The sequence below is a fragment of the Paenibacillus sp. J2R1T-4 genome (assembly GCF_059692235.1).
Map to the genome: position 1 here is coordinate 103522 of NZ_JCAUBA010000007.1, position 22896 is coordinate 126417.

The 22896-nt window shown below is 46.3% G+C and carries 23 protein-coding genes; 16 read left to right on the forward strand and 7 right to left on the reverse strand.

Going from position 1 to position 22896, the window contains the following annotated elements; all coding sequences use genetic code 11:
* The first annotated feature begins 68 nt into the window (after window positions 1–68).
* Window positions 69–908 carry a spore coat transglutaminase TGL gene (gene tgl, locus AC58QD_RS13945; RefSeq protein ID WP_497334152.1) on the forward strand — a complete coding sequence of 280 codons (840 nt, stop codon included), beginning with the start codon at window positions 69–71 and terminating at the stop codon, window positions 906–908.
* Between the two features lie 356 nt (window positions 909–1264).
* Here the strand turns inward: tgl and AC58QD_RS13950 are convergent, their stop codons facing one another.
* The 3 genes from AC58QD_RS13950 to AC58QD_RS13960 all read right to left on the reverse strand — a co-directional run bounded on the left by AC58QD_RS13950 (window position 1265) and on the right by AC58QD_RS13960 (window position 3946).
* The gene (locus tag AC58QD_RS13950; RefSeq protein WP_497334154.1) at window positions 1265–2614 is read right to left on the reverse strand and encodes an FtsW/RodA/SpoVE family cell cycle protein; all 1350 of its coding nucleotides are present in this window, start codon (window positions 2612–2614) and stop codon (window positions 1265–1267) included.
* On the reverse strand, window positions 2611–2943 hold the full coding sequence (locus AC58QD_RS13955; RefSeq protein ID WP_497334156.1) for a PadR family transcriptional regulator: 333 nt from the start codon (window positions 2941–2943) through the stop codon (window positions 2611–2613). The genes AC58QD_RS13950 and AC58QD_RS13955 overlap by 4 nt, the downstream gene beginning before the upstream one ends.
* Before the next feature lie 166 nt (window positions 2944–3109).
* Entirely contained in the window at window positions 3110–3946 is an 837-nt protein-coding gene (locus tag AC58QD_RS13960; protein WP_497334158.1) for a phytanoyl-CoA dioxygenase family protein, read from the reverse strand.
* 258 nt (window positions 3947–4204) lie between these two features.
* Between AC58QD_RS13960 and AC58QD_RS13965 the strand changes: the two genes are divergently transcribed.
* On the forward strand, window positions 4205–4807 hold the full coding sequence (locus AC58QD_RS13965) for a GyrI-like domain-containing protein (RefSeq protein ID WP_497334160.1): 603 nt from the start codon (window positions 4205–4207) through the stop codon (window positions 4805–4807).
* A gap of 42 nt (window positions 4808–4849) precedes the next feature.
* Here the strand turns inward: AC58QD_RS13965 and AC58QD_RS13970 are convergent, their stop codons facing one another.
* The 3 genes from AC58QD_RS13970 to AC58QD_RS13980 all read right to left on the reverse strand — a co-directional run bounded on the left by AC58QD_RS13970 (window position 4850) and on the right by AC58QD_RS13980 (window position 8250).
* Window positions 4850–5716, reverse strand: a complete 867-nt coding sequence (locus AC58QD_RS13970) for a helix-turn-helix transcriptional regulator (protein WP_497334162.1) — start codon at window positions 5714–5716, stop codon at window positions 4850–4852.
* A 577-nt stretch (window positions 5717–6293) separates the two neighbouring features.
* Window positions 6294–7238, reverse strand: coding sequence for a GNAT family N-acetyltransferase (locus AC58QD_RS13975; RefSeq protein WP_497334164.1), 945 nt, complete (start codon window positions 7236–7238; stop codon window positions 6294–6296).
* Between the two features lie 43 nt (window positions 7239–7281).
* Window positions 7282–8250, reverse strand: a complete 969-nt coding sequence (locus AC58QD_RS13980) for a helix-turn-helix domain-containing protein (RefSeq protein WP_497334166.1) — start codon at window positions 8248–8250, stop codon at window positions 7282–7284.
* A gap of 271 nt (window positions 8251–8521) precedes the next feature.
* Here AC58QD_RS13980 and AC58QD_RS13985 point away from each other — a divergent pair, with 271 nt between their 5' ends.
* The 10 genes from AC58QD_RS13985 to AC58QD_RS14030 all read left to right on the forward strand — a co-directional run bounded on the left by AC58QD_RS13985 (window position 8522) and on the right by AC58QD_RS14030 (window position 19153).
* The gene (locus AC58QD_RS13985) at window positions 8522–9532 is read left to right on the forward strand and encodes a Gfo/Idh/MocA family protein (RefSeq protein WP_497334168.1); all 1011 of its coding nucleotides are present in this window, start codon (window positions 8522–8524) and stop codon (window positions 9530–9532) included.
* A 44-nt stretch (window positions 9533–9576) separates the two neighbouring features.
* Window positions 9577–10614, forward strand: a complete 1038-nt coding sequence (locus AC58QD_RS13990) for a Gfo/Idh/MocA family protein (protein WP_497334170.1) — start codon at window positions 9577–9579, stop codon at window positions 10612–10614.
* The gene (locus tag AC58QD_RS13995) at window positions 10611–11471 is read left to right on the forward strand and encodes a sugar phosphate isomerase/epimerase family protein (RefSeq protein WP_497334172.1); all 861 of its coding nucleotides are present in this window, start codon (window positions 10611–10613) and stop codon (window positions 11469–11471) included. The genes AC58QD_RS13990 and AC58QD_RS13995 overlap by 4 nt, the downstream gene beginning before the upstream one ends.
* Window positions 11472–11639: 168 nt before the next feature.
* A complete protein-coding gene (locus AC58QD_RS14000) occupies window positions 11640–12719 on the forward strand; it encodes an FUSC family protein (RefSeq protein ID WP_497334174.1) in 1080 nt (359 codons plus the stop codon).
* Between the two features lie 114 nt (window positions 12720–12833).
* Window positions 12834–13802: a metallophosphoesterase family protein gene (locus tag AC58QD_RS14005; protein ID WP_497334176.1), complete on the forward strand. Its 969-nt coding sequence runs from the start codon at window positions 12834–12836 to the stop codon at window positions 13800–13802.
* Between the two features lie 139 nt (window positions 13803–13941).
* Complete coding sequence (locus tag AC58QD_RS14010; protein WP_497334178.1) at window positions 13942–14949, forward strand: 2-oxoacid:acceptor oxidoreductase family protein; 1008 nt, start codon at window positions 13942–13944, stop codon at window positions 14947–14949.
* Between the two features lie 60 nt (window positions 14950–15009).
* The gene (locus AC58QD_RS14015; RefSeq protein ID WP_497334539.1) at window positions 15010–17292 is read left to right on the forward strand and encodes a thiamine pyrophosphate-dependent enzyme; all 2283 of its coding nucleotides are present in this window, start codon (window positions 15010–15012) and stop codon (window positions 17290–17292) included.
* A 79-nt stretch (window positions 17293–17371) separates the two neighbouring features.
* On the forward strand, window positions 17372–17665 hold the full coding sequence (locus tag AC58QD_RS14020) for a hypothetical protein (RefSeq protein WP_497334180.1): 294 nt from the start codon (window positions 17372–17374) through the stop codon (window positions 17663–17665).
* 15 nt (window positions 17666–17680) lie between these two features.
* The gene (locus AC58QD_RS14025; RefSeq protein WP_497334182.1) at window positions 17681–18103 is read left to right on the forward strand and encodes a hypothetical protein; all 423 of its coding nucleotides are present in this window, start codon (window positions 17681–17683) and stop codon (window positions 18101–18103) included.
* Between the two features lie 45 nt (window positions 18104–18148).
* Window positions 18149–19153 (forward strand): aldose 1-epimerase, encoded by a 1005-nt coding sequence (locus AC58QD_RS14030; RefSeq protein ID WP_497334184.1) that lies wholly within the window; start codon window positions 18149–18151, stop codon window positions 19151–19153.
* Between the two features lie 76 nt (window positions 19154–19229).
* On the opposite strand, the gene AC58QD_RS14035 is transcribed toward AC58QD_RS14030, so the two are convergent.
* Complete coding sequence (locus tag AC58QD_RS14035) at window positions 19230–19541, reverse strand: hypothetical protein (protein WP_497334186.1); 312 nt, start codon at window positions 19539–19541, stop codon at window positions 19230–19232.
* A gap of 195 nt (window positions 19542–19736) precedes the next feature.
* Between AC58QD_RS14035 and AC58QD_RS14040 the strand changes: the two genes are divergently transcribed.
* The 4 genes from AC58QD_RS14040 (at window position 19737) to AC58QD_RS14055 (ending at window position 22841) form a co-directional block, all read left to right on the forward strand.
* Window positions 19737–20396, forward strand: coding sequence for an SGNH/GDSL hydrolase family protein (locus tag AC58QD_RS14040; protein ID WP_497334188.1), 660 nt, complete (start codon window positions 19737–19739; stop codon window positions 20394–20396).
* 166 nt (window positions 20397–20562) lie between these two features.
* Complete coding sequence (locus AC58QD_RS14045; RefSeq protein WP_497334190.1) at window positions 20563–20970, forward strand: Rid family detoxifying hydrolase; 408 nt, start codon at window positions 20563–20565, stop codon at window positions 20968–20970.
* Window positions 20963–21718: an SDR family NAD(P)-dependent oxidoreductase gene (locus tag AC58QD_RS14050; RefSeq protein WP_497334192.1), complete on the forward strand. Its 756-nt coding sequence runs from the start codon at window positions 20963–20965 to the stop codon at window positions 21716–21718. Before AC58QD_RS14045 ends, AC58QD_RS14050 begins: the two co-directional genes overlap by 8 nt.
* A gap of 22 nt (window positions 21719–21740) precedes the next feature.
* Window positions 21741–22841 carry an alanine racemase gene (locus AC58QD_RS14055; RefSeq protein WP_497334194.1) on the forward strand — a complete coding sequence of 367 codons (1101 nt, stop codon included), beginning with the start codon at window positions 21741–21743 and terminating at the stop codon, window positions 22839–22841.
* Window positions 22842–22896: the final 55 nt, after the last annotated feature.

Sequence of the window (22896 nt, forward strand, 5' to 3'; positions counted from 1 at the left end):
GTAGCCAATCATGGGCTGCTTTCATACAATACAACAGCACAATTACTTGTATGGAGGCTTGGTTTATCATGATTCAGGTTGCCGGGGGTAGTACCCCGATTGATAGCTACTCGCTTAGCGGAATTGAACAAGCGATACTTGCCAGCAAGCAACAATCTCAAGTGGTATATAATTATGAATCATTGGATCAACTGTTATTCGAGCTTAAGCTGAGGGCGGGTATAGTTCAATCTGCACTGGATCTGGGTAAAAGTGGAGCTGTATTTGCTCCGCTTCGACATTCAAAAGCGAATGGGTATTACTGGATTCGCACCAGAGTGGGCGGGTTTCAGCTAAGACCAGGTGTTCGCCCATCGGATGCGATCCGTGATATTTACATGAATGGACCCATGTATGCTTTTGAATGCGCCTCGGCGGTCATTATCATCATGTACAAAGCAGTTTTGGACTTGCTTGGTGACGAGCTGTTCAATCGTTATTTTGACAATTTGCTGCTAATAACTACGAATGCGGACAGGGATTTAGGTCTCACGACCATTCAGACGAAGACCGAAATGTTCGTCGGTGATGTCATTTATATCAACAACCCGGATTATGACCGCAATAAGCCTGAGTGGAGCGGAGAGAATCTGATAAAAGTCGGACAGAACGCGTACTTCGGCCATGGCATTGGTGTTATGACAGCAGAAGGTGTCATTGCAGACCTTAACAAATTACGCAGAAGATGGGCTCGAAGATCAGCGTATATGCTCGATCAATCTACCTTTCCTAACTTTGCTTATTTGTATAGTCTTACAACCGCCACGCCTGCTATGCCTTTTCCAGCTCGCGGCGATAACGTTAACCGTGAACAGATTGTGCGAATCCTGGCCAGGTCTACGCAAGATTCTGCTGTTTCATTTCGCTGATAGGTTATGGGTAAGCAAAGAAGAACCGCCTTTCTCCAATAGAGAATGCGGTTCTTCTTTATTAAGACTACTTGATTATCATGTTGGTATCTAAATGGCTTCTGGATCATCAGCTGCCTCTGTTGTCCTTGGGATCGAAGTTCAAGCATGCTTTCCCTGAGGATTGCAGCACAGTATGGCTTGGCATCAGCTGAGTTTTGAACCCAAAGGCTCGGCAGCCTTTAGGGAATTTCGGATCCCATGTGACATAGAAATGTCGGCATTTCAAACAATTGATTGGTTTTCCCTCTGTCATTCTTATCCCTCATATCGTCCTGACACGTTGCCAGGGTTCAATATATAACTCGTATGTTCTATTAGTTTATACGATATGAGCTTGGTTGGGAAGACAGACGGATCATATCTTTGCGACGGTAAATGCCCATTATTAGTCCTACGGCTATCATATCGGCTATTAAGCCGGAACCCCCGAAGGATAGGAAGGGGAGTTGGACTGAGGTCCATGGCAGCCATCCTAAAGCCATCCCAATGGACCAGATAAACTTCATGCTTAAAAAGAGACCTAATCCAATTATGATTTGCTTGCCGTAATCGTCTTTCACTTTTCTTGCTGTGACGATAATTCGGAACATCAGTGCTAGAACGGTCCAGACAAGAACAAGGCCTCCCAACCATCCAAATGAAAAGATGATATAGGTGTAAATTGCATCTGTGTGATGATTAGGGAGTACCGAGTTTGGAGTACCTATTCCTTGACCGAACCAGCCTGCTTCACGAATGATTTTGAATGATTGGACCGCCATATAACCCCTTCCTTGAGGATCGCTGTAGGGATCGAGAAAAATGTCTAACCTTTCTATTAGATTCATTAATGTTGAAGGCTTGATGAAAATGAGAAGAAGCAGGAGAACAAAATGAATCATTGGAACAAGCGTTCGGAATAACCTACTCTTGTATGCTGAAGCAAAGAGTATAAAAGCTGCGATGAAATAAAATAACATCAAAGTGAGGTCAGAGGTCATTATGTATAATACCAAAGGCGGGAATCCATAAATGGCCCATTGCTTCCATGGGTTCCGGTTATTCTCTTCTTTGAATAACAGACCGCACTGCGCAACAAGCAGTACATATGGACTAATGCTCATAATAGGGAACATGATTCCGAATAATGATAAATAGTGACGCGTTCCGTTTACGGATAGACCTTGCTGAATCGTGATAATCATTAATATTAGCATGCACCAATAAATAATGTTTGAATAACTCTTGATTTTTCGATAATCAATTAGACGTACTCCGACAAGGAAGATAAGGCCGATTGCGACAAATATGATTTTTTTGTCAAACAATTCAAACGGATGTACACTAGTACGGAAAAGAAGTGATTTCTCAGCTGAATACATTGTAATTAAGGCCATACCTAGTAAAGAAACTACAATGGAGACCAGACTCCAGTCGGTTTGGGGGCGATGAATGCGATTTAATCGTGTTCCAACCACTTTTGGATCACCCATTTGTGTTATAGCAGCTTTTAGCGCTTCTTCATAGGTTAAATTAGGTGAATCGGATTGCAAGTCATCAGCAAGCTCAAGGATGTGATTCTCCAACTCAGTTCGAATATCCGGATGCATCTCGTATGCTCTAACTTGTCTGCAGACATTAGTCACGTACTCATTAATAATGGGAGGATTGTCCTTATATTTCATACAGACCCCTCCCCCAGGATACGATCCACTGCTTTGTGAAACAGCGACCATTCCTGCTTCTTCTCACCTAATTTTCTTCGGCCATGTTCTGTCAGGACGTAGTATTTGCGCTTGCGTCCATCCATTTCATTCCAATAGGTATCTACATCGCGTTCTGACTCCAGACCATGCAGGATCGGGTAGAGGGTTCCTTCTTTGAGAGTAAACAGGCCGCTCGAAAGCCTCTCAATTTCTTTGGTAATCTCATATCCGTACATAGGCTTACGATCAAGGAGACTGAGAATCATAATAACGGTGCTGCCTTTCATCAGTTCTTTGTTCACGCTCATACGAGGGCTCCTTCATAAATTAGATATATACATAGGTTTGTAATGCATCGTAAATCTATGTATACACTTTACCAAATCTTTTCCATGCTTTCAACAACAATATCAAATCAAAAAAAGAGATGCCAGGCAATGGCACCTCGTCAATTCGTTAGTATTCAGGCCAGCCTTAGCATTCGGCCTGAGTCATTTCGTTCGTAAAAGCTGTCTTATACTGGTCCGCCGTCATCTTGACAGCGGAAGTAGGCGCGTAGTGGAATTGAAGTGCACGTCGGCGTTGATTGGACATGTTCGGCGGTGTTCCATGATGAATCAATCCCGAGAAAATCATGAGTCCGCCTGGCTTCAAAGGAACCATCTCATCGCGGAGTATATTCACGGAAGCATCGCATAACTGCCAGTCGCGGATAGCATAATGAGGGACAGGTCCTTCGCGGTGGGAGCCTGGTATGACGTGCATACAGCCGTTCTCGGGAGTAGCCTCGTCCAAGGCGACCCAGACGCCTGCTACCATTCGAGTATAACTGAAATTCGAGTATGCCATGTCCTGATGCCATGGTTTCTCGATTCCCGCATCCGGAGAAGGAGGCTTGAGCAGGGCTTGATCCTCGCAGAAGCGTGCATCCTCTCCGAAAACTTGGGCCAATATACGCAGAATTTTGGGATGATAGCAGATGTAGTGCAAAGCAGGGCAATGTTCGATGAATTTGTGCAGCTTACGCACGACGAATTCTCTCTCTTCCGGTGTATTCCACTGGGCATCTTTCATGGATTGTATTCGGGGCCCAACAATTTTACCATGTATGACATCTTTAATGTCTTGAAGGGCTGCTTGGACTTCTTCTTCCGTAAGCACTTGCTCAATGGCAATATAACCGAGCTCTCTGTACGTACTTATTGTTTGTTCCGTTACATCTTCGGGGGTAGCGACTCGATGTGACGCGATTTTATCGAATCTGTATAGCTTACTCGTAATTTCTAATGGATCTGCTGCTGGTTTTATCATACTGGTTTCCTCCTTGATAGGATAAGGTATTCTTGACTTAATCCTAACAGGCGGCTGCAATTCTAGGAATGGAATGGCTTGCTCAGGCATGTTCTGAAACGTATATTTTGTAATTTAGACGCGGATAAAACCTTTTGTTGATCAAGGTCAATAAAGCAATACTCTCGAAGCAGGAGATTGTGATACGTTTGTGTAAGAATTAATTATTGTAAGCAACAATTTCGTGAAAAGAGATAACAAATGGAGGGGATGAAGGGGATGGCTGTGAAATTAACGGATAATCGAAAAGTATTCAAATCAGTATATCAACTAAAACCTGGAACAATACAAATCCTTGAGGTGCCTGATCTTAATTTTCTCGTATTGCATGGACAAGCAAGAAAAGAAGTATTGGTTGGTGAGGATCACACATTAATATGGCTGTTCAGTCGCATCCAGAATCAACTTCGGCTAATAACGTCAGAACGATTGCAATACAATTTCAGGCATATGCCATTCGAGATGTTGTGGCATGAGCAACTCCCTACGGGAGTATGGAGCCGAACGGTGATGGTACAACTGCCGGATCAAGTAGACCTGGTGACATTTCAAGAAGCGATACGCAATGTAAGAACCAAAAACAAGAAGGTCGAGTTTACGGAACCATCTTTTGTACGAATATCGCAAGGCCTATGTGCACAGAAATTACATCTCGGCCATTATGAGGACACGAATAAGACAGCCCATGAGATTCATTCCTATATATCCGAGATGGGATATATTGTCAGAGGGAAGAGGCGAGAAATTTACTTAAATCCGCCTAACTGGAACCCGGTCGAGAAATGGCAGACGATCGTAAGAATACCGATTGAACGCCTCTAGATTAGCTAATCTGGAGGTAACTCTATCAAGGAAAAATAGAGCCTAACTTTTAGCCTTGTTTGGTGGAGGTGCTGCTAATGTTGCTGGGTGTCGGATATGTGTTGCATAATCGGATGGAGCGATTCCATACGCTAGCTTAAAGCTTTTGCTAAAGGCAAACAGATCACTATACCCTAAATAATCGGCAATCTCTGAAAGGCTCATTCGTGTTTCCAGTAACATTTCCTGGGCATGCTCCATTTTGGTTTTAGCAATAAACTGTTTGATTGTTTGACCTGTTGAAGCTTTGAATAGTCGGCTCATATATTGTTGAGAAGTGTCTATATGTTCTGCTAAGTTATGCCAATCAATCCCTATTCCGCTGCGTTCACGAATATATTTCATAATTTCACGAACCTTCTGAACCTGCTTAGGCGATAGTACGCGCAATCTCTTGTCGCTAGACTGCTCGCGAAACAGATGGATGAAAAATTTTTTCATCATACAATCATACTCCAGATCACTCATAAGCATAGGGAATTCAAGAAGCTCCATAAGCTGATAAAGAATGGTTTCCGTCTGGAATGCATTATCCACAACAGTGAATCTTGGTAAGGGAAAATGTGAAAGCGAAGATCCAGGGTATCCTGAGATCCGAAAATGCATATATAGAACGGTAAGACGGTTGTCCGGATCTTGTGTTGCTTTTGGCAAGTCTCCGGGGTGCATGATCAGGCAGCTTTTTCTCTGGAGTTGGAATTTCTCCTCGCCCAAAGACATTTCGCCTTGACCGGCAAGTACATAGAAGATGTCATAATCCGTAAAAGGAATCTGATGATCCCAATACCAACCAGGTTGACAAATTCGTTTACCGTAGGATCCGCTTTTGCTAAAAGTAATCCGGTCTAATGGTGGAAGGGGAGTGGGCATATTCGATCACCTCTCTTGTATCATAAACCGACTATGCTTATTTGTTAAGTGTTTCATTGCCAGCTTGGACATAGTTCTGGAGTGCATAATGGGTAACTCGCTCTGCTTGTTGTATTGGCTCGAAGTATCCTTCGGCTACGAACCTTCTTAGCCAGGCAGTTGCAGTTACGCTGGTGATTTTGAATGATTGGGACACATCGGCTGGACGAATACGACCCTGATTACAAAGGGCGAGATGAATTACATATTGTTTACGCAGTACCCAGATGTCGGCATCCTCTGCGGTTATTGTTCCATGAGTTAAAGACCACCAATTCCTAAAGCCTGTTTGATCTGAGTAGTTAGTGAAAACAAAAAACACCCCATAACAGACAGTAATGTCTGTTAGATGGGGTGTGCTTCACTCCGTAAATGATTATTGATTACATAATAATGGAAGAATAAGAGATTGGCAAGTGTTAAATCTGGATTAGTGGGTGCTTGTACAGTGTTCATGTGGAGTTAGTTAAGTGAAATTTACTAATAGTAACCGACCGAGCCAAATCATCTCGAATCTAAGCCGTACCAGCTAACCTAATCAAAACTCAATGAGCATAAGCTTCTGCTCGTAAACCATCTCGAAGCCAGCGTCTGTTAGCGCAGCTATGACTAGTGGGTTCGAGGCACGCAAGTTATCAGTTTGTCGATGGATAGCCAGATCAAACGGGCCGAATACACGTGAGAGAGCAATACGCACGACGGCATTCGCCTCGGCTTCTGTTAAGCCAGGAGCGGCTTCGCAGTGGTTAAGGGTGATTGAGCTTATTCCCCCTTTGTCGTTGTAATATTTACTGAAAAGGGAGTAACCCACAACGACGCCTGCCTCATCCAACACTTGCAAAGAGTCTGCACCACTGCTCTGCAATTGGAACCATTGTCCGCTCCACGGGGAGTGTTGCATAAAGAATGGCAGTTGGATGACTTCCGCAGGCTTGCCATAAATGACACTGTAACCGGTAGCGTCATCAATAGTCGGACTAGTTACGCCAGCGGAACCCGGCTCGATCGCAAAAGGTACACTTTCGAATGCACCAGCTCGCTTCAGCCCGATTAGATCGTCCACTACGCGGAAGCCCGAACCCTCGTAAGCGGCGATCGCTTTCACATTCTTCGATACCACTTCCAAATATGCCGTATGTACGCCGGCAGCGCGCAGATTGTCTACGGCTGCACGCATTAAAGGCCTCGCGAGTCCCATTCCCCTGAAGTCAGGGTGCACTCCAGTACCACCGTTCCAAGCTAACAGCTTCCCATCCACTTCTCTGGTTGCAATCAAGACGAAACCAGCAGGACGATCGCCTACGAATAGTCCGACGGACAGCTTAGGGGAAATGCGCTTCGTGCCTAGATAGATCATGAATTTCTCCACGTCCGTGGTCATGTCTGAGTAGTATTGCGAGAATCCGCCGTTCCATAGCTCAACAGCTTGATCAAACGTGCATTCGTTCAATGTGCGGATCGTATACGATTGTTCTTGATTCATGACGCCTCCAACTTCTTGTCCATTATAGAAGTAATAAAATAAACTATTTCACTTTAAGGACACTATTGTTATCCAGCACCCGCGATCTCAGGCTTTTATCGTACTGAGAGGGGGTCATATCCGTTACTTGCTTGAAATGCCTGGAGAAATAATGGATGCTGCTGTACCCTAGCGCTTCCGCGATTTGGGTGTAATTCATAGTTTCTTCACGAATAAAGGCTTTAGCTTTTTCTATTTTAAGATGATGATGGAACTCCAGAATGCTTACCCCGGTTTCCCGTTTAAATATAGTTTTCAGCCTCGTTTTGCCTATATTCATCCTGCGGCTGATATCATCGAGCTTGACCTGCTCGCTAACATGCTTGTGCAAGAGCTCCTTCAGGGATGAACAAATCTCTGCATCCGTTTTTAGCTTAGCCGAAGAGGATAAGTTTACTGATTCTCGATTCTCTTGTCCTTGTACCTCATGATTTTTATCCAAGTGTAGGATGTTCCCTGTGCCTATCCCTGTTTGCTTGCGAATGAGTGTAAGCAGCAGCATCTCAAGGTAGAGCTTCACGAGCTGTTCGGCGCCAAAAACACGAGGGACTTTACTCATGATTCCGCCTTTCTTCGGCTTGCCTACATCAAAAGCATTCCCGCCTTCGCGAAGCATCCCTGACAGCAGCAACTGTTCTTCGTCATTCAGCTTGAACTTCTGGCTGTGAAAATAATTCATAGCCTCCGATCTACACTCAAAACAAATAACAAGCACATTGGGAGCTACACGTTGATTAGCGCGCATGGCGTGAAACTCGTTCGGAGAATAGAAAACCAGCTCCCCCTGCTTCACGATGAGTGTGCGGTCGGCTATCGTGAATTCAGCTTCCCCTTTGTCCATGTAAAGAAACTCCCAGAAATTATGCTTTTCCCCAGGGTACACATAATCTTTGGCAAGCTCGTTGTAGTGGAATGATATGAGCTTATTAACGACGATATCTTCATGCAGGCGCAACCTGACGAACTTACTCATACTGGTTTGTCCTCCCGAACAGCGTTATGCATGCTTCCTGCAAGCGGTCGTTAGCACTTACACTTGTTAGTTTAATCGAATTTTCAATCAAAAGAAACCCTTTTCATTCTTCACCTGCAGATAAAAAAGTGCAAAAAATCAGTCCGATTATGTAAAGACCTTTCTCCCGAATTCCCTTAACATGAAGGTCAAACTGGTAGAAGTTACAGTGGAAAGAATGCAACCGATCAGGAACAAATGAATCTTACTATATTTGGGAGGCTATATTATTATGAGTAAAATTCGTGCAGCTGTTGTAGGGTTAAATATGGGTCTTCAGCACGCCTATGCTTATGCCAAGTCAGAACGGGCTGATTTGCGTTGGGTCGTCGATCTCGATGAAGAGAAAGCGGCTAAAGTGGCGAAGGAGCTAGGCTGTAATTATACGACAGATTGGACCAAGATCATCGACGATGTCGATGCAATCAGCTTAGCAACTCCTCATCATCTGCACGCTCCACAGTCACTTCAGGCTATTGCAGCAGGTAAACATGTTTTATTGGAGAAGCCGTTAGCTAACACCGAAAGTGATTGTCTTAAAATTATTGAAGCGGCCAAAGCAAAAGGCACTACATTTATGATGGCATACATTGTTCGCTTCCTTCCTGCCATTATGGAGTTGAAAGAGATTTTGGCAAGCGAAAAGTATGGCAAGCCTTTCAGCAGCAACATTTGGATTCAAGCCTATCTTCCGCCAATGCCGGGAACCTGGTTCTCTCGCAAAGATGCTCTGGGCGGCGGTGTAATGTTCAGTCATGGCTGTCACTATGTCGATTTGTTGATCTGGCTGTTCGGAACCCCAACTTCGGTAGCTTCATTCGGAACAAGAGTAGGTACGGAGTGGATGGAGGGAGAAGGTACTTCACACAGTATTCTACAATTTGAGAACGGAATTGTAGCTAGCTTGCAGGCGAGCTGGGGGATGAAATACAAGCAAAGTCCGGGCTTTATGCAGATTCATGCTACTGAGGGGGCTCTTATTCTCGACAATATGTCCCAAATTGATGTAGTTGATGCCGAAGGCAGACACACGATCGTGGGTCCGATCCCTCCATTGAAGCAAGAAGAAGGCACGAATGCATTATATGAAGTGGAGCATTTCCTTGAGTGCATAGAGAATGGCTCGCAACCAGATACAGACGGAGTGGAAGCGATGAAATCATTACGGACAATCTGGGCAATGTATGAGTCAGCTGAAAATGCCGGCAAACCTGTATCCCCAGCGGATGCGCCTATCTCTTAAGCTGCCGTTCGTTTTCTGAAATAGCCTACAAAGCCAAAGGGAGATTGAATCTAATGAAGAACATCAAAGTTGGAATTATTGGTTGCGGTCTCATGGGATCGCTGCACGGCAGAACCTTGCATACATTGCCTGGTGTATCGGTAACGGCTGTTCATAATCGTTCAAGAGGTAAAGCAGAGGCTTTGGCCAAAGAGGTCGGAGCAACCGTGTATGATTCGTATGAAGAATTATTGAAGCAAGATATTGATGCAGTATGGGTAGCTACCCCGGATCATCTGCATGTTGATATTTCCAAAGCCGTACTGGATGCAGGCAAGCATTTGTTTCTGGAAAAAGCGCTTGCGACCTCTGTGGCCGATGGCGCAGAAATCGTTGCGGCAGGTGACCGTCATCCTGAGTTGAAGGCAATGGTTGGGTACCCGCTTCGCTTCGATCCAAGATACCGTAAGATGAAAGAAACCGTGTCCAGCGCTGGAGCGGGCAAGCCGCTGCAGGCTTGGTCAATGCGCACGCATTTTCTGGATCCGAATCAACAAGTGTACGACAAATATAGGGACCACCACTACGATACCCCTAGCTGGTACTTCGATGATGTAACGGCAAAAGGACCAATCTACTCCCATGGCTCTCACGATTACGACCTGCTCATGTGGATGTGCGGAGATATTGAAAGTGTGTTCGCGTACGGGGGTACTTACTTGCTTCCTCCTGGAAGCGTTGCAGATGCCTTTACTGTTGCGCTGCGCTTCAAGAACGGAGGTATCGCTCATGTCAGTACTCCTTGGATTACACGTGTGGAGTATGATATGACCGGTGTCGCTACAGAGAACTTAACCGTTGTGAACAACAACGGCGAGATTCGTTTGAAATCTGGTAATGACCCAGAACAACGGATCGCCTTCTCGGAAAATGATATGTGGGTGAAGCTGAACCAACATTTCATTGATTGCATCCGCCATGACCAAGAGCCGCTAATTTCACTCAAAGACGGTTTGAAGGTAATCGCTGTATCCGAAGCGGCTTACACATCCTTGAAGGAACGCCGTGAAGTGTTCGTACAGACAGGAGGAGCGCTGTCGTGAACACTACCTCCTCGAACTTCAAACTGGCTTGTATGACCCTGCCATACATGAAATATTCATTCGAACGCTCGCTGCAAGGAATCTCCCAAGCTGGATTCCGTTATATCGCGTTCGGTTTACCTCATGCAGGAAGCGACGTCCCCGATGAGCAGGACCCGCAGGCCGTCGCCAAGCTGCAGCGTTTGTTCGATCAGTACGGGGTGGAGCCGATTATGTTGGTCAGTACGAACCAGTTAGCTCCCGACCAACCGATCGAAAGAGCCCGTCAGCGCTTCGAGACAGCACGAGCGTTGGGCATCCCTGAGCTGCTCTCACTTGGCGTGTGGGGATATCAAGCGTTCCCGGATACCCCGCTGCCAGAGCAGGAGATTCGCGAGAAGAGCGAGCGATTCGCCGAGCAATTCCGTAATGTTGCCAAGCTTGCCGAGGAATACGAGATTACGGTTACGCTCAAGCCTCACACAGGGAATACGGCAACGGCCTCTCATCTGATTGAGACGATAGCTTCGATTGGCTCGCCATTCGTAAAAGCCAGCTATGATCCGGGAAATGTACATTTTTATGAAGGAATTGATCCTGTTCGCGATATGGAGCTGCTGACTGTTAGTCAGATTACTTCCTTCATTGCCAAAGATCATAAAGGCGGTCGGGCAGTTAACGATTTTCCTATTCCAGGTAAAGGCGATGTGGATTTTGGAGCCATGTTCCGCTACCTGCATGCGGGAGGTTTCAACGGGCCTGTAGTAGTAGAGCGTGTAGATGGCACGAACGCGACTGCTCCAACCCTCGAAGAATTGGATGCAACGATCCGCGAAGCGCGAATAGAGCTGGAAGCCCTGCTTCAGAAGCTTCAATAGTATAAGAGATACATTCGAAATGTCAGACTCGCTGAGGCGGGTCTTTTTTTTGCAGATAAGTTGATATTATGTCATATAAAATAACATAAAATAATAAATTCAAGTCAATTCCGATATTATGTGTTACAATACATAACATACATATAACTCAGCCTTGGAGGTGCTTGCATGATTGTCGGTCTACGTGTTGTAAAAACAGCCGTTTCCATTATGATCAGCATCTCTATTGCCCGACTTCTCGGACTTGAGCCTGACCATTTCGCAGGCATAATATCCATGCTTGCCGTTCAACCTTCCGTGTATCGCTCACTCCGGCATTCACTTACGAATCTGGCAAGCGCATTATTCGCGGCCTTGCTTGGAATCTCGATGGTGGAGTTGATCGGGAGCAGCGCTCCGCTCATTGCAGCGGTAGCTTTCCTCGTCATGGCGCTTCATGTCCGATTGAAACAGACCGCATCGTTGCCGCTAGCCGTCATCGTGGCCGTGAATACAATGGGAACGGCTGATGAATTGTTCGGGAGCGCCGCATTCCATCAGATTGCTCTTGTTCTAATTGGAATGACTGTAGGGACAGTGGTGAATCTGCTTCGCCGTCCTGTTCACAGTGAGCGGGAAGAGGTGCTCCTAAGCAAATCGGAAGCTATGCTGCGGACATTGCTTTACTACGTTCGCATAGATCTGGAGAATGGGCGTATGACTCCGTACAAGCCGCAGATGCGTACTCAGCTTGATGAGGTGCGTGATTATATAGAGAAAGGGCAAGCAGTGTCCCAATTAATACGGGAAGACCGTTGGCTTGGGAAAAAGTCAGAGACTGGTCAGGGTTCCCGATTTCGAATCTATGAAACTATGGTAGAGCGTATACGGGATTTGATCAAGGCGTTACAAAAAGCAGATCTGACTCATCCGGAAGCCAAACGACTCATTCGGTCAATCGATATAATTATCCGGTTTCAAGAAAGGATGTTGGACGGGAAACGGGTACCTTTTGTTCTTTTGGAAAGAGTGCTCCAACCTAATACGAGTCAGCTCGATCCGCGTGCTTCCAATGTTGTCATGAATGTCTTTCCATACTACCAGGCTTATGAAGCATTAATGGATTATACCAAAGAACTCATTACCACTTATCCTCCTGCAACTGCAAATTCACAACATTCAAATAAAAGGATGAAACTGGATAAGTTAAGCGAGGAAGCCAAACTTTATGGTCCCAAGGAAGCTGCTGCACCTGCCTATGATAATTAAACATTTATTCTGAGATTCGCATGCAAATACTTGCTGTGAATCTCTTTCTTTTTCGCGCAAACGTCTTTACAATGAGTTTATCTATTCATCCACATCAATCAGGGGAGACGTTTCATGATGAAATCGAAGCTGAAATTTCGCGACAATCGTACTTTTAAAATCGTTCAGTTCACCGATGTGCACTGGCGCAATGGCGAGACTGAGGATCTGAGCTCAAATGCTTTGATGGAACGGGTTCTGCAAGCCGAACAGCCTGATCTAGTGGTTTTTACCGGGGATCTCATTGATAGCAGTTACTGCCAGAACCCTCTGGAGTCGTTGCGCAATGCTGTAGCCGCTGTTGACCGTAGTAAAGTTCCGTGGGCTGCAGTTTTCGGTAATCACGATTCCGAAGGGGAAGCTTCTCGAGAAAGTTTAATGGAGATTCTGACCTCTTTTTCACATTGCATGTCCCAGGCAGGGCCATCTGAAGTAAGTGGAGTAGGTAACTTTGTATTGAACGTACATAGCTCGCAGGAAACGGACAAGTGCGCTGCCGCATTATATTTCCTCGATTCTGGAAGCTATGCACCTGAGAATATCGGCGGTTACGATTGGATTCACACGGATCAGATTGCATGGTACAAGCAACAATCGGATCGTTTGTCAGCAGAGACAGGGCATTCAACCGTTCCGCTCCCCAGTCTTGCATTTTTTCATATTCCGCTGCACGAGTATCAAGAGGTATGGGAGCAAGGAGAATGCATGGGCAACAAGCAAGAAAATGTATGCGCCTCCAGAGTGAATTCTGGTCTATTCACAGCCATGCTGGAGCAAGGGGATGTGATGGGGACGTTTGTAGGGCATGATCATCTGAATGATTATATCGGGGAGCTGCACGGAATCCGTCTTGCATATGGAAGAGCAACGGGGTTCAATACATATGGCAAGGAAGGCTTTCCAAGAGGAGCGCGTGTCATCCTTTTACAGGAAGGGAAGAGGCATTTTGAAACATGGATCAGGTTGGATAGTGAGGTAGGATTGGGAAAGATAAGTGAAACTTACAAGTCTCATTCTCAATTAGATATTACTCATTCTCAATAAAACACTGAACATTCACAATTATAAGGAAAATTCTAATTTTTTATCATCTTTAGGTATATTAAAGGTATATTAAAAGTATTAAAGATATGATAGATTTATTTTTAGACATAAATAGGACAGTTGAGAGGAGTCGCCCGCATTGATCACATTACCCAAAGTGAATGATCTTGGATTCTTTGAGATTCGACTGGAATCCATTGGAGGACTTGGAGCCAATCTAGCTGGCAAAATGTTAGCAGAATCTGGCGTCGTTGGGGCAGGTTTGAATGGAGTTAGCTTTTCTTCGTATGGTTCCGAGAAGAAGGGCTCAGCCGTTAAGGCTCACATTCGTTTTTGTCTGCCTGAGACTAATATTCGTGACACTTCACCTGTTGAAAGACCCCATGTAGTTGGGATTTTTCATGAATCACTTGCCAAAACTGTAAACGTTGTCAGCGGTATCTATGAAGACAGTCTTGTACTAGTTAACTCTACGAAATCACCAGCAGAATTGAAAGAGAAATTCAACATGATTGGCGGGACTATAGCTGTAGTAGATGCGATCGGCATAGCTCTGGAAGAGAAGAATCGAGTCAATATGGCCATGCTTGGAGCGTTATTCCGGCAGTGTGATTTCCTTGATCCTGAGACGATGAAGGGCGTAATTCGCAAGTCGCTGGAGAAAAAATATCCTCAAGCCGTTCAACCGGCTCTGCGTACGTTCGACCGGGGCTACCACGAAGTGAAATTCGAGACATACACATTACCGGAAGGACAGCAGATGCCGGCTTTTCTGCGTCATGATACCCCTGTACTTGGGTACGAGACGCAGCCGATGGGGGGCACCATTACGAACCCCGGGAATAGTATATTGAAGGATATCAGTATTTCCCGCGCTGGAATGATGCCTCATTTTGATGATGATAAATGCATTCATTGCGCTGCTTGTGACAACGTATGTCCGGATTTCTGTTTTGTCTGGGATGAGCTCGCGGATAAGAAGGGCCGCCCTCAAATGTTCCTACAAGGAATTGATTATCAGTATTGCAAAGGTTGCTTGAAATGCGTACAAGCTTGTCCGACTGAAGCTCTGTCAAGCGAACGCGAGGAAGAAGGATATGCGGATCAACATCGAGTGCCGCACCGTTTCGATTTGGCTGTCAATTGAGAATAAACCAGTGTTACATAGGGGAGGTAGAGAAAAGTGGCAATTGATATTAAACAAGAGATGAAACAAGGCAAAGTCGAGCAACGGATGGTATATGAATCCGGTAATGAGATGGCCGCTTATGCTGCGCATCAAATTAATTATCACGTCATGGGGTATTTCCCGATTTCACCTTCAACCGAGGTGGCCCAGTTCCTCGATCTGATGAAATCGAACGGTCAACATGATATCGTACTCATTCCAGCCGATGGTGAGCATGGTTCGGCAGGAGTTTGCTTTGGAGCCTCAACAGCTGGCGGCCGTGTCTTCAATGCGACAAGCGCCAACGGATATTTGTACATGTTGGAGCAAATGCCGGTGCAGTCCGGCACGCGATTCCCAATGGTTATGAACTTGGTTTGCCGCTCCGTATCGGGACCGCTGAACATTCATGGCGATCATTCGGACTTATACTATGCACTAAACACAGGTTGGCCGATTCTGATGTGTCGGGATCCCCAGGCTGTATATGATATGAACATAATGGCGATCAAGCTGGCCGAGGATGCTGAAGTACGCCTGCCTGTGCTTGTAGCGTCTGACGGTTACTTCACCTCTCACCAGAAGCGCAAGGTGCAAACGTTCGCGCATAAGGCAGATGTACACGCCTTCATTGGGGAGCAGCCTCAGCGCGGATACCCGGACACATTGGACCGGAACAACCCGATTACGGTCGGGCCTTATATGAACGAACCGGATTATATCAATAACTGCTATCAACAGTCTGTCGCGATGTATAATGCCGAGCATGTGTATGATCGGATCCGTCAGGAATACCTGGAATTAACGGGCCGTGATTATCCAATCCTGGATCTATATAGAATGGAAGATGCAGAAGTAGCGGTGTTCCTGATGAATTCAGCATCCGAGATTATTAAGGACGTCGTGGACCAGCTGCGCGCGAAAGGGATCAAAGCAGGCTCCATCGCCCCCAACATGATTCGTCCATTCCCGGCCAAGCAAATCGCTCAGGCATTGAAGAATGTAAGGGCAGTAACTGTAGGAGACCGTGCTGATTCTTATGGCGGACATGGCGGCAACATGGTCAACGAGATCAAGGCTGCTTTGTTCACGGAAGGTAACATCAGCACGATGGTCATCAGCCGAATTTACGGTCTTGGCGGTAAAGACTTTTATAATGAAGATGGGCACAGTCTGTTCCAATTCGCGATCGATGCGGTTGAGAAGGGCCAAGTAGAGAAGCCGTTTGACTATTACGGACATACTGCAGGCACGACTGAGAAAGCACCAAAGCGTGTACTCAATCCAATGAAATATGAAGAGCTGAATACAGGTCTTATTACGGTAAAGCCGGATGAAGAGACAGGTAAGCTTGCCGTTCGGATTCCACCGCTTCGGTCCTTGACGAAGAAGCCCAAGCGGATCGCTCCTGGGCATGGTGCTTGTCCTGGATGCGGCATATTCTCAGGTCTTGAGCTATTCTTCAAAGGAATCGAAGGCGATATCGTTGCGTTATTCCATACCGGTTGTGCGATGGTTGTAACGACTGGCTATCCTTACTCTGCGCATAAAGCGACGTACATTCACAACTTATTCCAGAACGGCGCTGCAACTATGTCTGGTGTTGTGGAGATGTTCTGGGAGCGTAAGCGCAGAGGTGAGCTCGACGAGTACAACTTGCCAGCAGATTTCACCTTCGTCATGATAACCGGTGACGGCGGGATGGATATCGGGATGGGCCCGGCCATTGGAGCTGCTCTTCGGAATCATAAGATGATTATTCTTGAGTACGATAATGAAGGCTATATGAATACAGGTGCGCAATTATCCTACTCTACTCCTATGGGTCACCGTACCTCTACATCTAATGTGGGATCGAAACAAGCAGGCAAGGTGTTCCATCACAAAGATACGGCCCAGATCATGGCAGCGACCCATATCCCGTATGTCTTCACGGGATCCGAATCATTCCCGCAGGATTTGGTTAAGAAAGCGGCCAAAGCCCAGTGGTATGCGCAGAACGAAGGGCTTGTATACGGAAAAATTCTGATTGCTTGTCCGCTGAACTGGCTGTCAGACGATCAGGATGGAACTACGATCGTAGATCACGCGGTCAACTGCTGCTTCTTCCCGCTCTATGAGATCGAGCACGGTGTAACGACGATCACTTACAATCCTGAGGAGAAGAACAAGAAGGTTCCAATGATCGATTGGCTCAAGACCATGGGCAAAACCAAGCATATGCTGAAGCCGGAAAATGCAGATATGCTGGAATCGTTCGATCATGAAGTGGAGCGCCGTTGGAATATCCTGAAGGCTAAACATGAGAACCCATATCTATAATAGGTAACGAGTAAGCAAATTCTGGGCACAATTCCAAACGGAATTGTGCCCATACCACTTTGAGGAGGCATCCAACCCTATGCCATATATCGCGATAAATAAACAAACGGGTCAAGTCTGGACAGGAATGCTCACGAATTCCTACAAGTTAACTTATTACGGTACGAAGTACTGGGACTGGGAAGATGAAGCAGCAGACCAGCTTGTCCGTTTTCTACAGGACCAAGGTGTAGAGAGGGTAGAGGATTGGGCAGCATTTGAAGTGGAGGAAGGACAGCTGAAAAGATATAATGTAAAATTGAAGAATGATCCCAGATGGGTGCTTTATCTCGATGAGGCTGGACAAGCCATAGTAAGGAAAAGGGATGAATAGGAGGCGAGAGCTTGTATGGCAATACTAGTCCTGCACAAACAAACGGGGATTCGTTATGTGTTGATCGGAACGGGTTATGGGGCCTACAGCTCAAGCAACTCCAACTTTTTCGGAGGTGATTTGTTCCCGAACGAAGAGCATGGTGAGATCCAGCTGGCTGCATTAAGTGACTCGAACGGCTGTATTATATGGTTGCCGACGGAGGAGCTGCAGGTTATGGAGATCGATGGTGTAGCGGTGGGGAAGCTTCTTACTGCGTCCTCTGGTTCACCGGGCGAGAAGGCTTGGAAATTACCATCAGACCCCTCTCCTGTTGATGGCGTTCATGGCAACGAGGCAGAGGCAGAGCCATGCCCGGCTTGCGGTCAACGCGTTCTTGAGGATGTCCGAGTATGCCCTTCCTGCGGACTAACATTAATTAACGATGAATCTGTGTAGTAGAGACATAGAGCAATCTCAAAGAATTAGAGGAGTGTACATACTATGAATCCAGCAGCAAGCAAAGGGATTTATCAAGGTGAAAGGGCAGTTTGGTTGAAGACAGGGCCTTATGAAGCAGCTATATTACCAGGTGTCGGTGCCAATCTGATTGCATTTCGTGACATTACGACAGGCTATCAGTTCATCCGCGAGCCTGAGTTAGAGGAGATGGACAGCTTCAAAGCTAGGCCAATGGTGCATGGCATTCCGATCTTGTTCCCTCCCAATCGTTATGATGGCGGACAGTTCGAGATTGAGGGCGTTAAGTATAACTTTCCAATTAATGAACCTGACCGCGGGAATCACTTGCATGGATTATGTTATGACCAGCCTTGGGAAACAGTTGAGATTGGCCAAGATGAAGAGGAAAGCTTTGCATTGTTCACCTTCACTCGTTCCGAATCGGATTCATCCTATTCCTGGTTCCCTCATCACTTCCGAATAGCAGTATTGTATGCTCTATCAGAAGCGGGTCTTAGACTCCAGATTACAGTGGATAATCTAAGCGATAAACCGATGCCTTGTATGCTTGGTTTCCATACTGCGGTTAATGCACCGTTTGCACAAGGAAGTACAGCAGATGATATTACATTCTCCATGACTATTGGCAACCGTTGGGAACTGGATAATCGCATGCTGCCAACAGGGCACACGCAACCCTTGTCCGAGTTCGAACGGAGCTTCAAACAGGAAGAAAGAGGCGCTTCCCCCTTCACCGAGCCAATGGATAATCACTATAACGCTGTGCCGGGCGCAGGCGGCAATCGGATGGTAATCACAGACAGGCGTGAAGGAGTCCGCTTCGTCTACGATGCCGGACTTGGCTACAAGCAGTGGATGATTTGGAATAATGACGCAGCAGGCAGGTTCTTCTGTCCAGAGCCGCAGATTAACATGGTGAACGCGCCGAATCTAAGCTTGCCGCGGGACCAAACGGGCTTAGTGCTTTTGCAACCAGGCGAATCATGGAGCGAGACGAGCAGGCTTTATGCGGAACATAATGGATAGTTAATAATAAACTCACGCAATATTCATAATCCGGATCGATCTCCTAAGAGACCGAATCCGGATTTTTGTCGTGCGATCAATAATAAGGCCCGTATTGTTGGCAGCTCGGGTATGGGTTGATATCTTGAATTTGATTGAACGGATAGTGAAACGTTGCGAACTGCTTTTGGTACAAATATTGCATAACATAAACTTCTCCACGTTGAACTCGGCAGATTACACCGGCAACGCCTGTTCCATTTCGGAGTGAGATCCCAACTGGTTGTCCGATTAGGCTTCTAGCTTTTTGTTGGATTTGACCTTCGCCTCCGCCAGGTATATAGGGAGGTGATGGCAGCGAAGGTGTTGGTAATGGGAATGGAAAAGGAAATGGTTGTGGGTTATACATGTTGCTTCCCCTCTCTGCTTAATCTGTTCTCCCTATCCTATGTGGCGATCGCCTATATGTATTGGGCTTGCGTCTAGAGGGGTAAAAATAATGCTAAACAAAAGCTAAGCGGGAGAGCTATAATAATAACGTCATCCTAGAAGAAGCGAAGGAGTAATTGAATCATACATACATATTTATTCGGGAGGGTGTTAGATGAAGCTGCAGCAAGGTGCAAAACTGCTTATGATCGGTGATTCGATTACAGATGTTGGACGGGTTAGACCAGTAGGCGAGGGCAGAGGGGAAGCATTAGGGAGAGGTTATGTTGCAGAGGTCAACGCACTTATTCAGTCCGTTTATCCGGATCTGGGAATTCGTGTGGTCAACATGGGAACGAGCGGCGACACGGTCCGGAACTTGAAGGATCGATGGACTGCCGATGTGCTTGCATTGAAACCGGATTGGCTGTCGATCATGATCGGGATTAATGATGTGTGGCGACAGTTCGATCAGCCTTTATTAACGGAGACGCATGTACTGTTGGAGGAATATGAAGCGACGTTGGAGAAGCTGGTCAGTCAGACATTGCCTGGTCTGAAGGGGCTTATATTAATGACGCCTTACTTCCTGGAAGCCAATGAGAATGATGCAATGCGCAGTTTAATGGATCAATACGGTGCGGTTGTGCGCAGGACTGCCGAGAAATACGGGACGTTGTTCATAGATACACAAGCGGCCTTCCAGTTTATTCTCTCCCAACGCTATAATGCTGAATTAGCCTGGGATCGTGTCCATCCTTCGTTAACGGGCCATATGATACTAGCTCGTGCTTTTCTGCGTGAAATAGGATTTGATTGGAATCGGGAAGTTTGAGTGCCTGATTGAATTCAACCGGCATGTACCTCTGGAGAATCATCTCTGGGGGTTTTTCTGGTTTATTCAGCATTGACGCTTATTTGAGTGTGATGTTATATTGAACTCGTAAGTTTTTGTAATATCGCAATTGTTTTTGAACTATTGAAAATGAGGTGATCGTAAAATGAGAAAAAGCGTTCATGCACCGCTTGCTTCAGCAGGTGACGGCCCCTACTCACAAGCTATAATAGCCAACGGGTTCGTCTTCGTCTCAGGTCAAGGACCGCTTGAAGCGGGGACAGGCAACATTGTAGGAAACACGATTGAAGAACAGGCTGATCTTACACTGAGGAACATACAACTTATTCTGGAGGCGGCAGGCTCCTCGATGGATGATGTCGTTCAGGTAACGGTGTATCTGGAGCATATGAGCGATTTCAGCCGATTTAATGAGGTTTACACACGATATTTTCAGGCCCCCATGCCTGCTAGAACGTGTGTGGAAGCAGGATTGGACAACATTTTAGTAGAAATTGATGCCATTGCGTGCTTAAGTAATGTATCCAACCAAGGGAGTGGAACCGATGAATAGATTCGTGGGTCAGGTCGTGCTTGTCACAGGCGCTGGACGAGGGATTGGGAAAGCAACAGCAGAGCGATTCGCATCAGAAGGAGCGTCGGTTGCTCTTGTATCGAATGTTCTGCAGGATTTGAGCCAGACAGAATCTGAGTTTCGAGCGTCAGGATATCCAGTAATCTCGATCCAGACGGATGTATCAAACTCCGAACAAGTGCAGCAGGCGATTGATAAGACGGTTGCAGCTTTTGGCAAAATTGATATTGTCGTTAATAATGCAGGCATTGCGTGGGAAGAGCCTTTTCTAGATATCGAGGAATCCAACTGGCGCAAAATGATTGACGTCAACCTGAACGGAATGTTCTTGGTAGCCCAAAGAGCTTCACGTCAGATGGTGGCTCAGAATACGGGCGGTGTCATTCTGAATATGGCATCCACTAACGGGATCGTAGGAGAAGCCAATTATGCTCATTACAATGCTTCCAAAGGTGGAGTTGTGCTGCTTACCAAGACGATGGCGATTGAGCTTGGCAGCAAAGGCATTCGGGTAAATGCGGTATGCCCGGGATATATTCGCACTCCGATGTCAGAAGCGATTGATGATGATGAAAAAGCCGCCGAATACATTCGCACCAAAATCCCTCTAGGTCGAGCAGGTAAGACCGCTGATATTGCTGGCGTATTTGCTTTTCTGGCATCCGATGACGCCGCTTTCATTACAGGTGAATCACTCGTAGTGGACGGGGGACAATTAACATTCTGACAAGGGAGGAAGCCAAGCTTATATGAATAAACACAACTTGGATACACCTTTTATAGTGTTAGATCTGGATATCGTGGAGCGCAATATTGCCAATATGCAGGCAGTTGCGAATGCGGCTGGAGTAGGTCTTAGACCGCACGGTAAAACGCATAAAATGCCTCAGTTCGCACAAATGCAGCTGGATGCTGGAGCAATCGGAATTACGGTTGCGAAGGTTGGAGAGGCAGAAGCAATGGTCGAAGGCGGAATTAAGGATATTCTGATCGCCTATCCTATTGTAGGAGCCTCCAAAGTAGAACGATTGGTAAAGCTCGCAAAGCAAGCTTCTATAACTGTAGCAGTGGATAGTCTGGTAGTAGCAGAAGCGATTTCCGAGATGTCCGCACAAGAAGGTACAACAATTGCTGTCCTTATTGAGATCGATTGCGGCTTCAAGCGTGTAGGAATTCAACCGGGCCAGCCAGCCTTAGATCTGGCTCTTCAAATCAATGAATTGCCAGGAATTAAGCTAAAAGGCCTGCTTACATTCGCAGGACATTCATATGATGCTCCGGATGAAGCCATTCTGAAAGGAATAAGCAATGATGAAGGCTCGACCATCGTGGAGACGGCAGACCTGTTCCATAAGCATGGACTTCTCGTTGATACGGTTAGTGCAGGGTCAACTCCGTCAGCCAGGTACACCGCTTTAGTAGATGGCGTTACGGAAGTGCGTCCCGGGACTTACATTTTTGGCGATCTTATGCAGGTCAAGATCGGAGCCCACAAGCTTGCGGATTGCGCACTGACGGTCAAGGTCACGATTGTGAGTCGGCCCGAGCCAGATCGCGCTGTAGTAGATGCTGGCACCAAAGTATTCACGATGGATGGAGAAGATTCCCCGTTAGGGACAGGAAGAGGCTTGGTAGTAGGGCATCCGGGTATCACGGTTGAATGGTTCACAGAGGAACACGGCATGCTGCGTCTATCCCCTGAGGAGCAAGGATTAGAGGTGGGGGACACGTTAGACATTATTCCCGTTCATTGCTGTGCCGTTATCAATATGATGGATGAAGTTGCTGCAGTACGGCAAGATGAAATCGTAGGAATATGGCCAATCGCAGGAAGAGGAAAAGTTAGATAAACGATCGGAATATCCAATTATTATAAAAAGAATACCCAATGCTGTTAAGTTAGTT

Bases quoted from the DNA above. Each gene is read 5' to 3' on its own strand.
- tgl (WP_497334152.1), top strand. From the start codon at position 69: ATGATTCAGGTTGCCGGGGGTAGTACCCCGATTGATAGCTACTCGCTT.
- AC58QD_RS13950 (WP_497334154.1), bottom strand. From the start codon at position 2,614: ATGAAATATAAGGACAATCCTCCCATTATTAATGAGTACGTGACTAAT.
- AC58QD_RS13955 (WP_497334156.1), bottom strand. From the start codon at position 2,943: ATGAGCGTGAACAAAGAACTGATGAAAGGCAGCACCGTTATTATGATT.
- AC58QD_RS13960 (WP_497334158.1), bottom strand. From the start codon at position 3,946: ATGATAAAACCAGCAGCAGATCCATTAGAAATTACGAGTAAGCTATAC.
- AC58QD_RS13965 (WP_497334160.1), top strand. From the start codon at position 4,205: ATGGCTGTGAAATTAACGGATAATCGAAAAGTATTCAAATCAGTATAT.
- AC58QD_RS13970 (WP_497334162.1), bottom strand. From the start codon at position 5,716: ATGCCCACTCCCCTTCCACCATTAGACCGGATTACTTTTAGCAAAAGC.
- AC58QD_RS13975 (WP_497334164.1), bottom strand. From the start codon at position 7,238: ATGAATCAAGAACAATCGTATACGATCCGCACATTGAACGAATGCACG.
- AC58QD_RS13980 (WP_497334166.1), bottom strand. From the start codon at position 8,250: ATGAGTAAGTTCGTCAGGTTGCGCCTGCATGAAGATATCGTCGTTAAT.
- AC58QD_RS13985 (WP_497334168.1), top strand. From the start codon at position 8,522: ATGAGTAAAATTCGTGCAGCTGTTGTAGGGTTAAATATGGGTCTTCAG.
- AC58QD_RS14000 (WP_497334174.1), top strand. From the start codon at position 11,640: ATGATTGTCGGTCTACGTGTTGTAAAAACAGCCGTTTCCATTATGATC.
- AC58QD_RS14005 (WP_497334176.1), top strand. From the start codon at position 12,834: ATGATGAAATCGAAGCTGAAATTTCGCGACAATCGTACTTTTAAAATC.
- AC58QD_RS14015 (WP_497334539.1), top strand. From the start codon at position 15,010: ATGAAACAAGGCAAAGTCGAGCAACGGATGGTATATGAATCCGGTAAT.
- AC58QD_RS14020 (WP_497334180.1), top strand. From the start codon at position 17,372: ATGCCATATATCGCGATAAATAAACAAACGGGTCAAGTCTGGACAGGA.
- AC58QD_RS14025 (WP_497334182.1), top strand. From the start codon at position 17,681: ATGGCAATACTAGTCCTGCACAAACAAACGGGGATTCGTTATGTGTTG.
- AC58QD_RS14030 (WP_497334184.1), top strand. From the start codon at position 18,149: ATGAATCCAGCAGCAAGCAAAGGGATTTATCAAGGTGAAAGGGCAGTT.
- AC58QD_RS14035 (WP_497334186.1), bottom strand. From the start codon at position 19,541: ATGTATAACCCACAACCATTTCCTTTTCCATTCCCATTACCAACACCT.
- AC58QD_RS14040 (WP_497334188.1), top strand. From the start codon at position 19,737: ATGAAGCTGCAGCAAGGTGCAAAACTGCTTATGATCGGTGATTCGATT.
- AC58QD_RS14045 (WP_497334190.1), top strand. From the start codon at position 20,563: ATGAGAAAAAGCGTTCATGCACCGCTTGCTTCAGCAGGTGACGGCCCC.
- AC58QD_RS14050 (WP_497334192.1), top strand. From the start codon at position 20,963: ATGAATAGATTCGTGGGTCAGGTCGTGCTTGTCACAGGCGCTGGACGA.
- AC58QD_RS14055 (WP_497334194.1), top strand. From the start codon at position 21,741: ATGAATAAACACAACTTGGATACACCTTTTATAGTGTTAGATCTGGAT.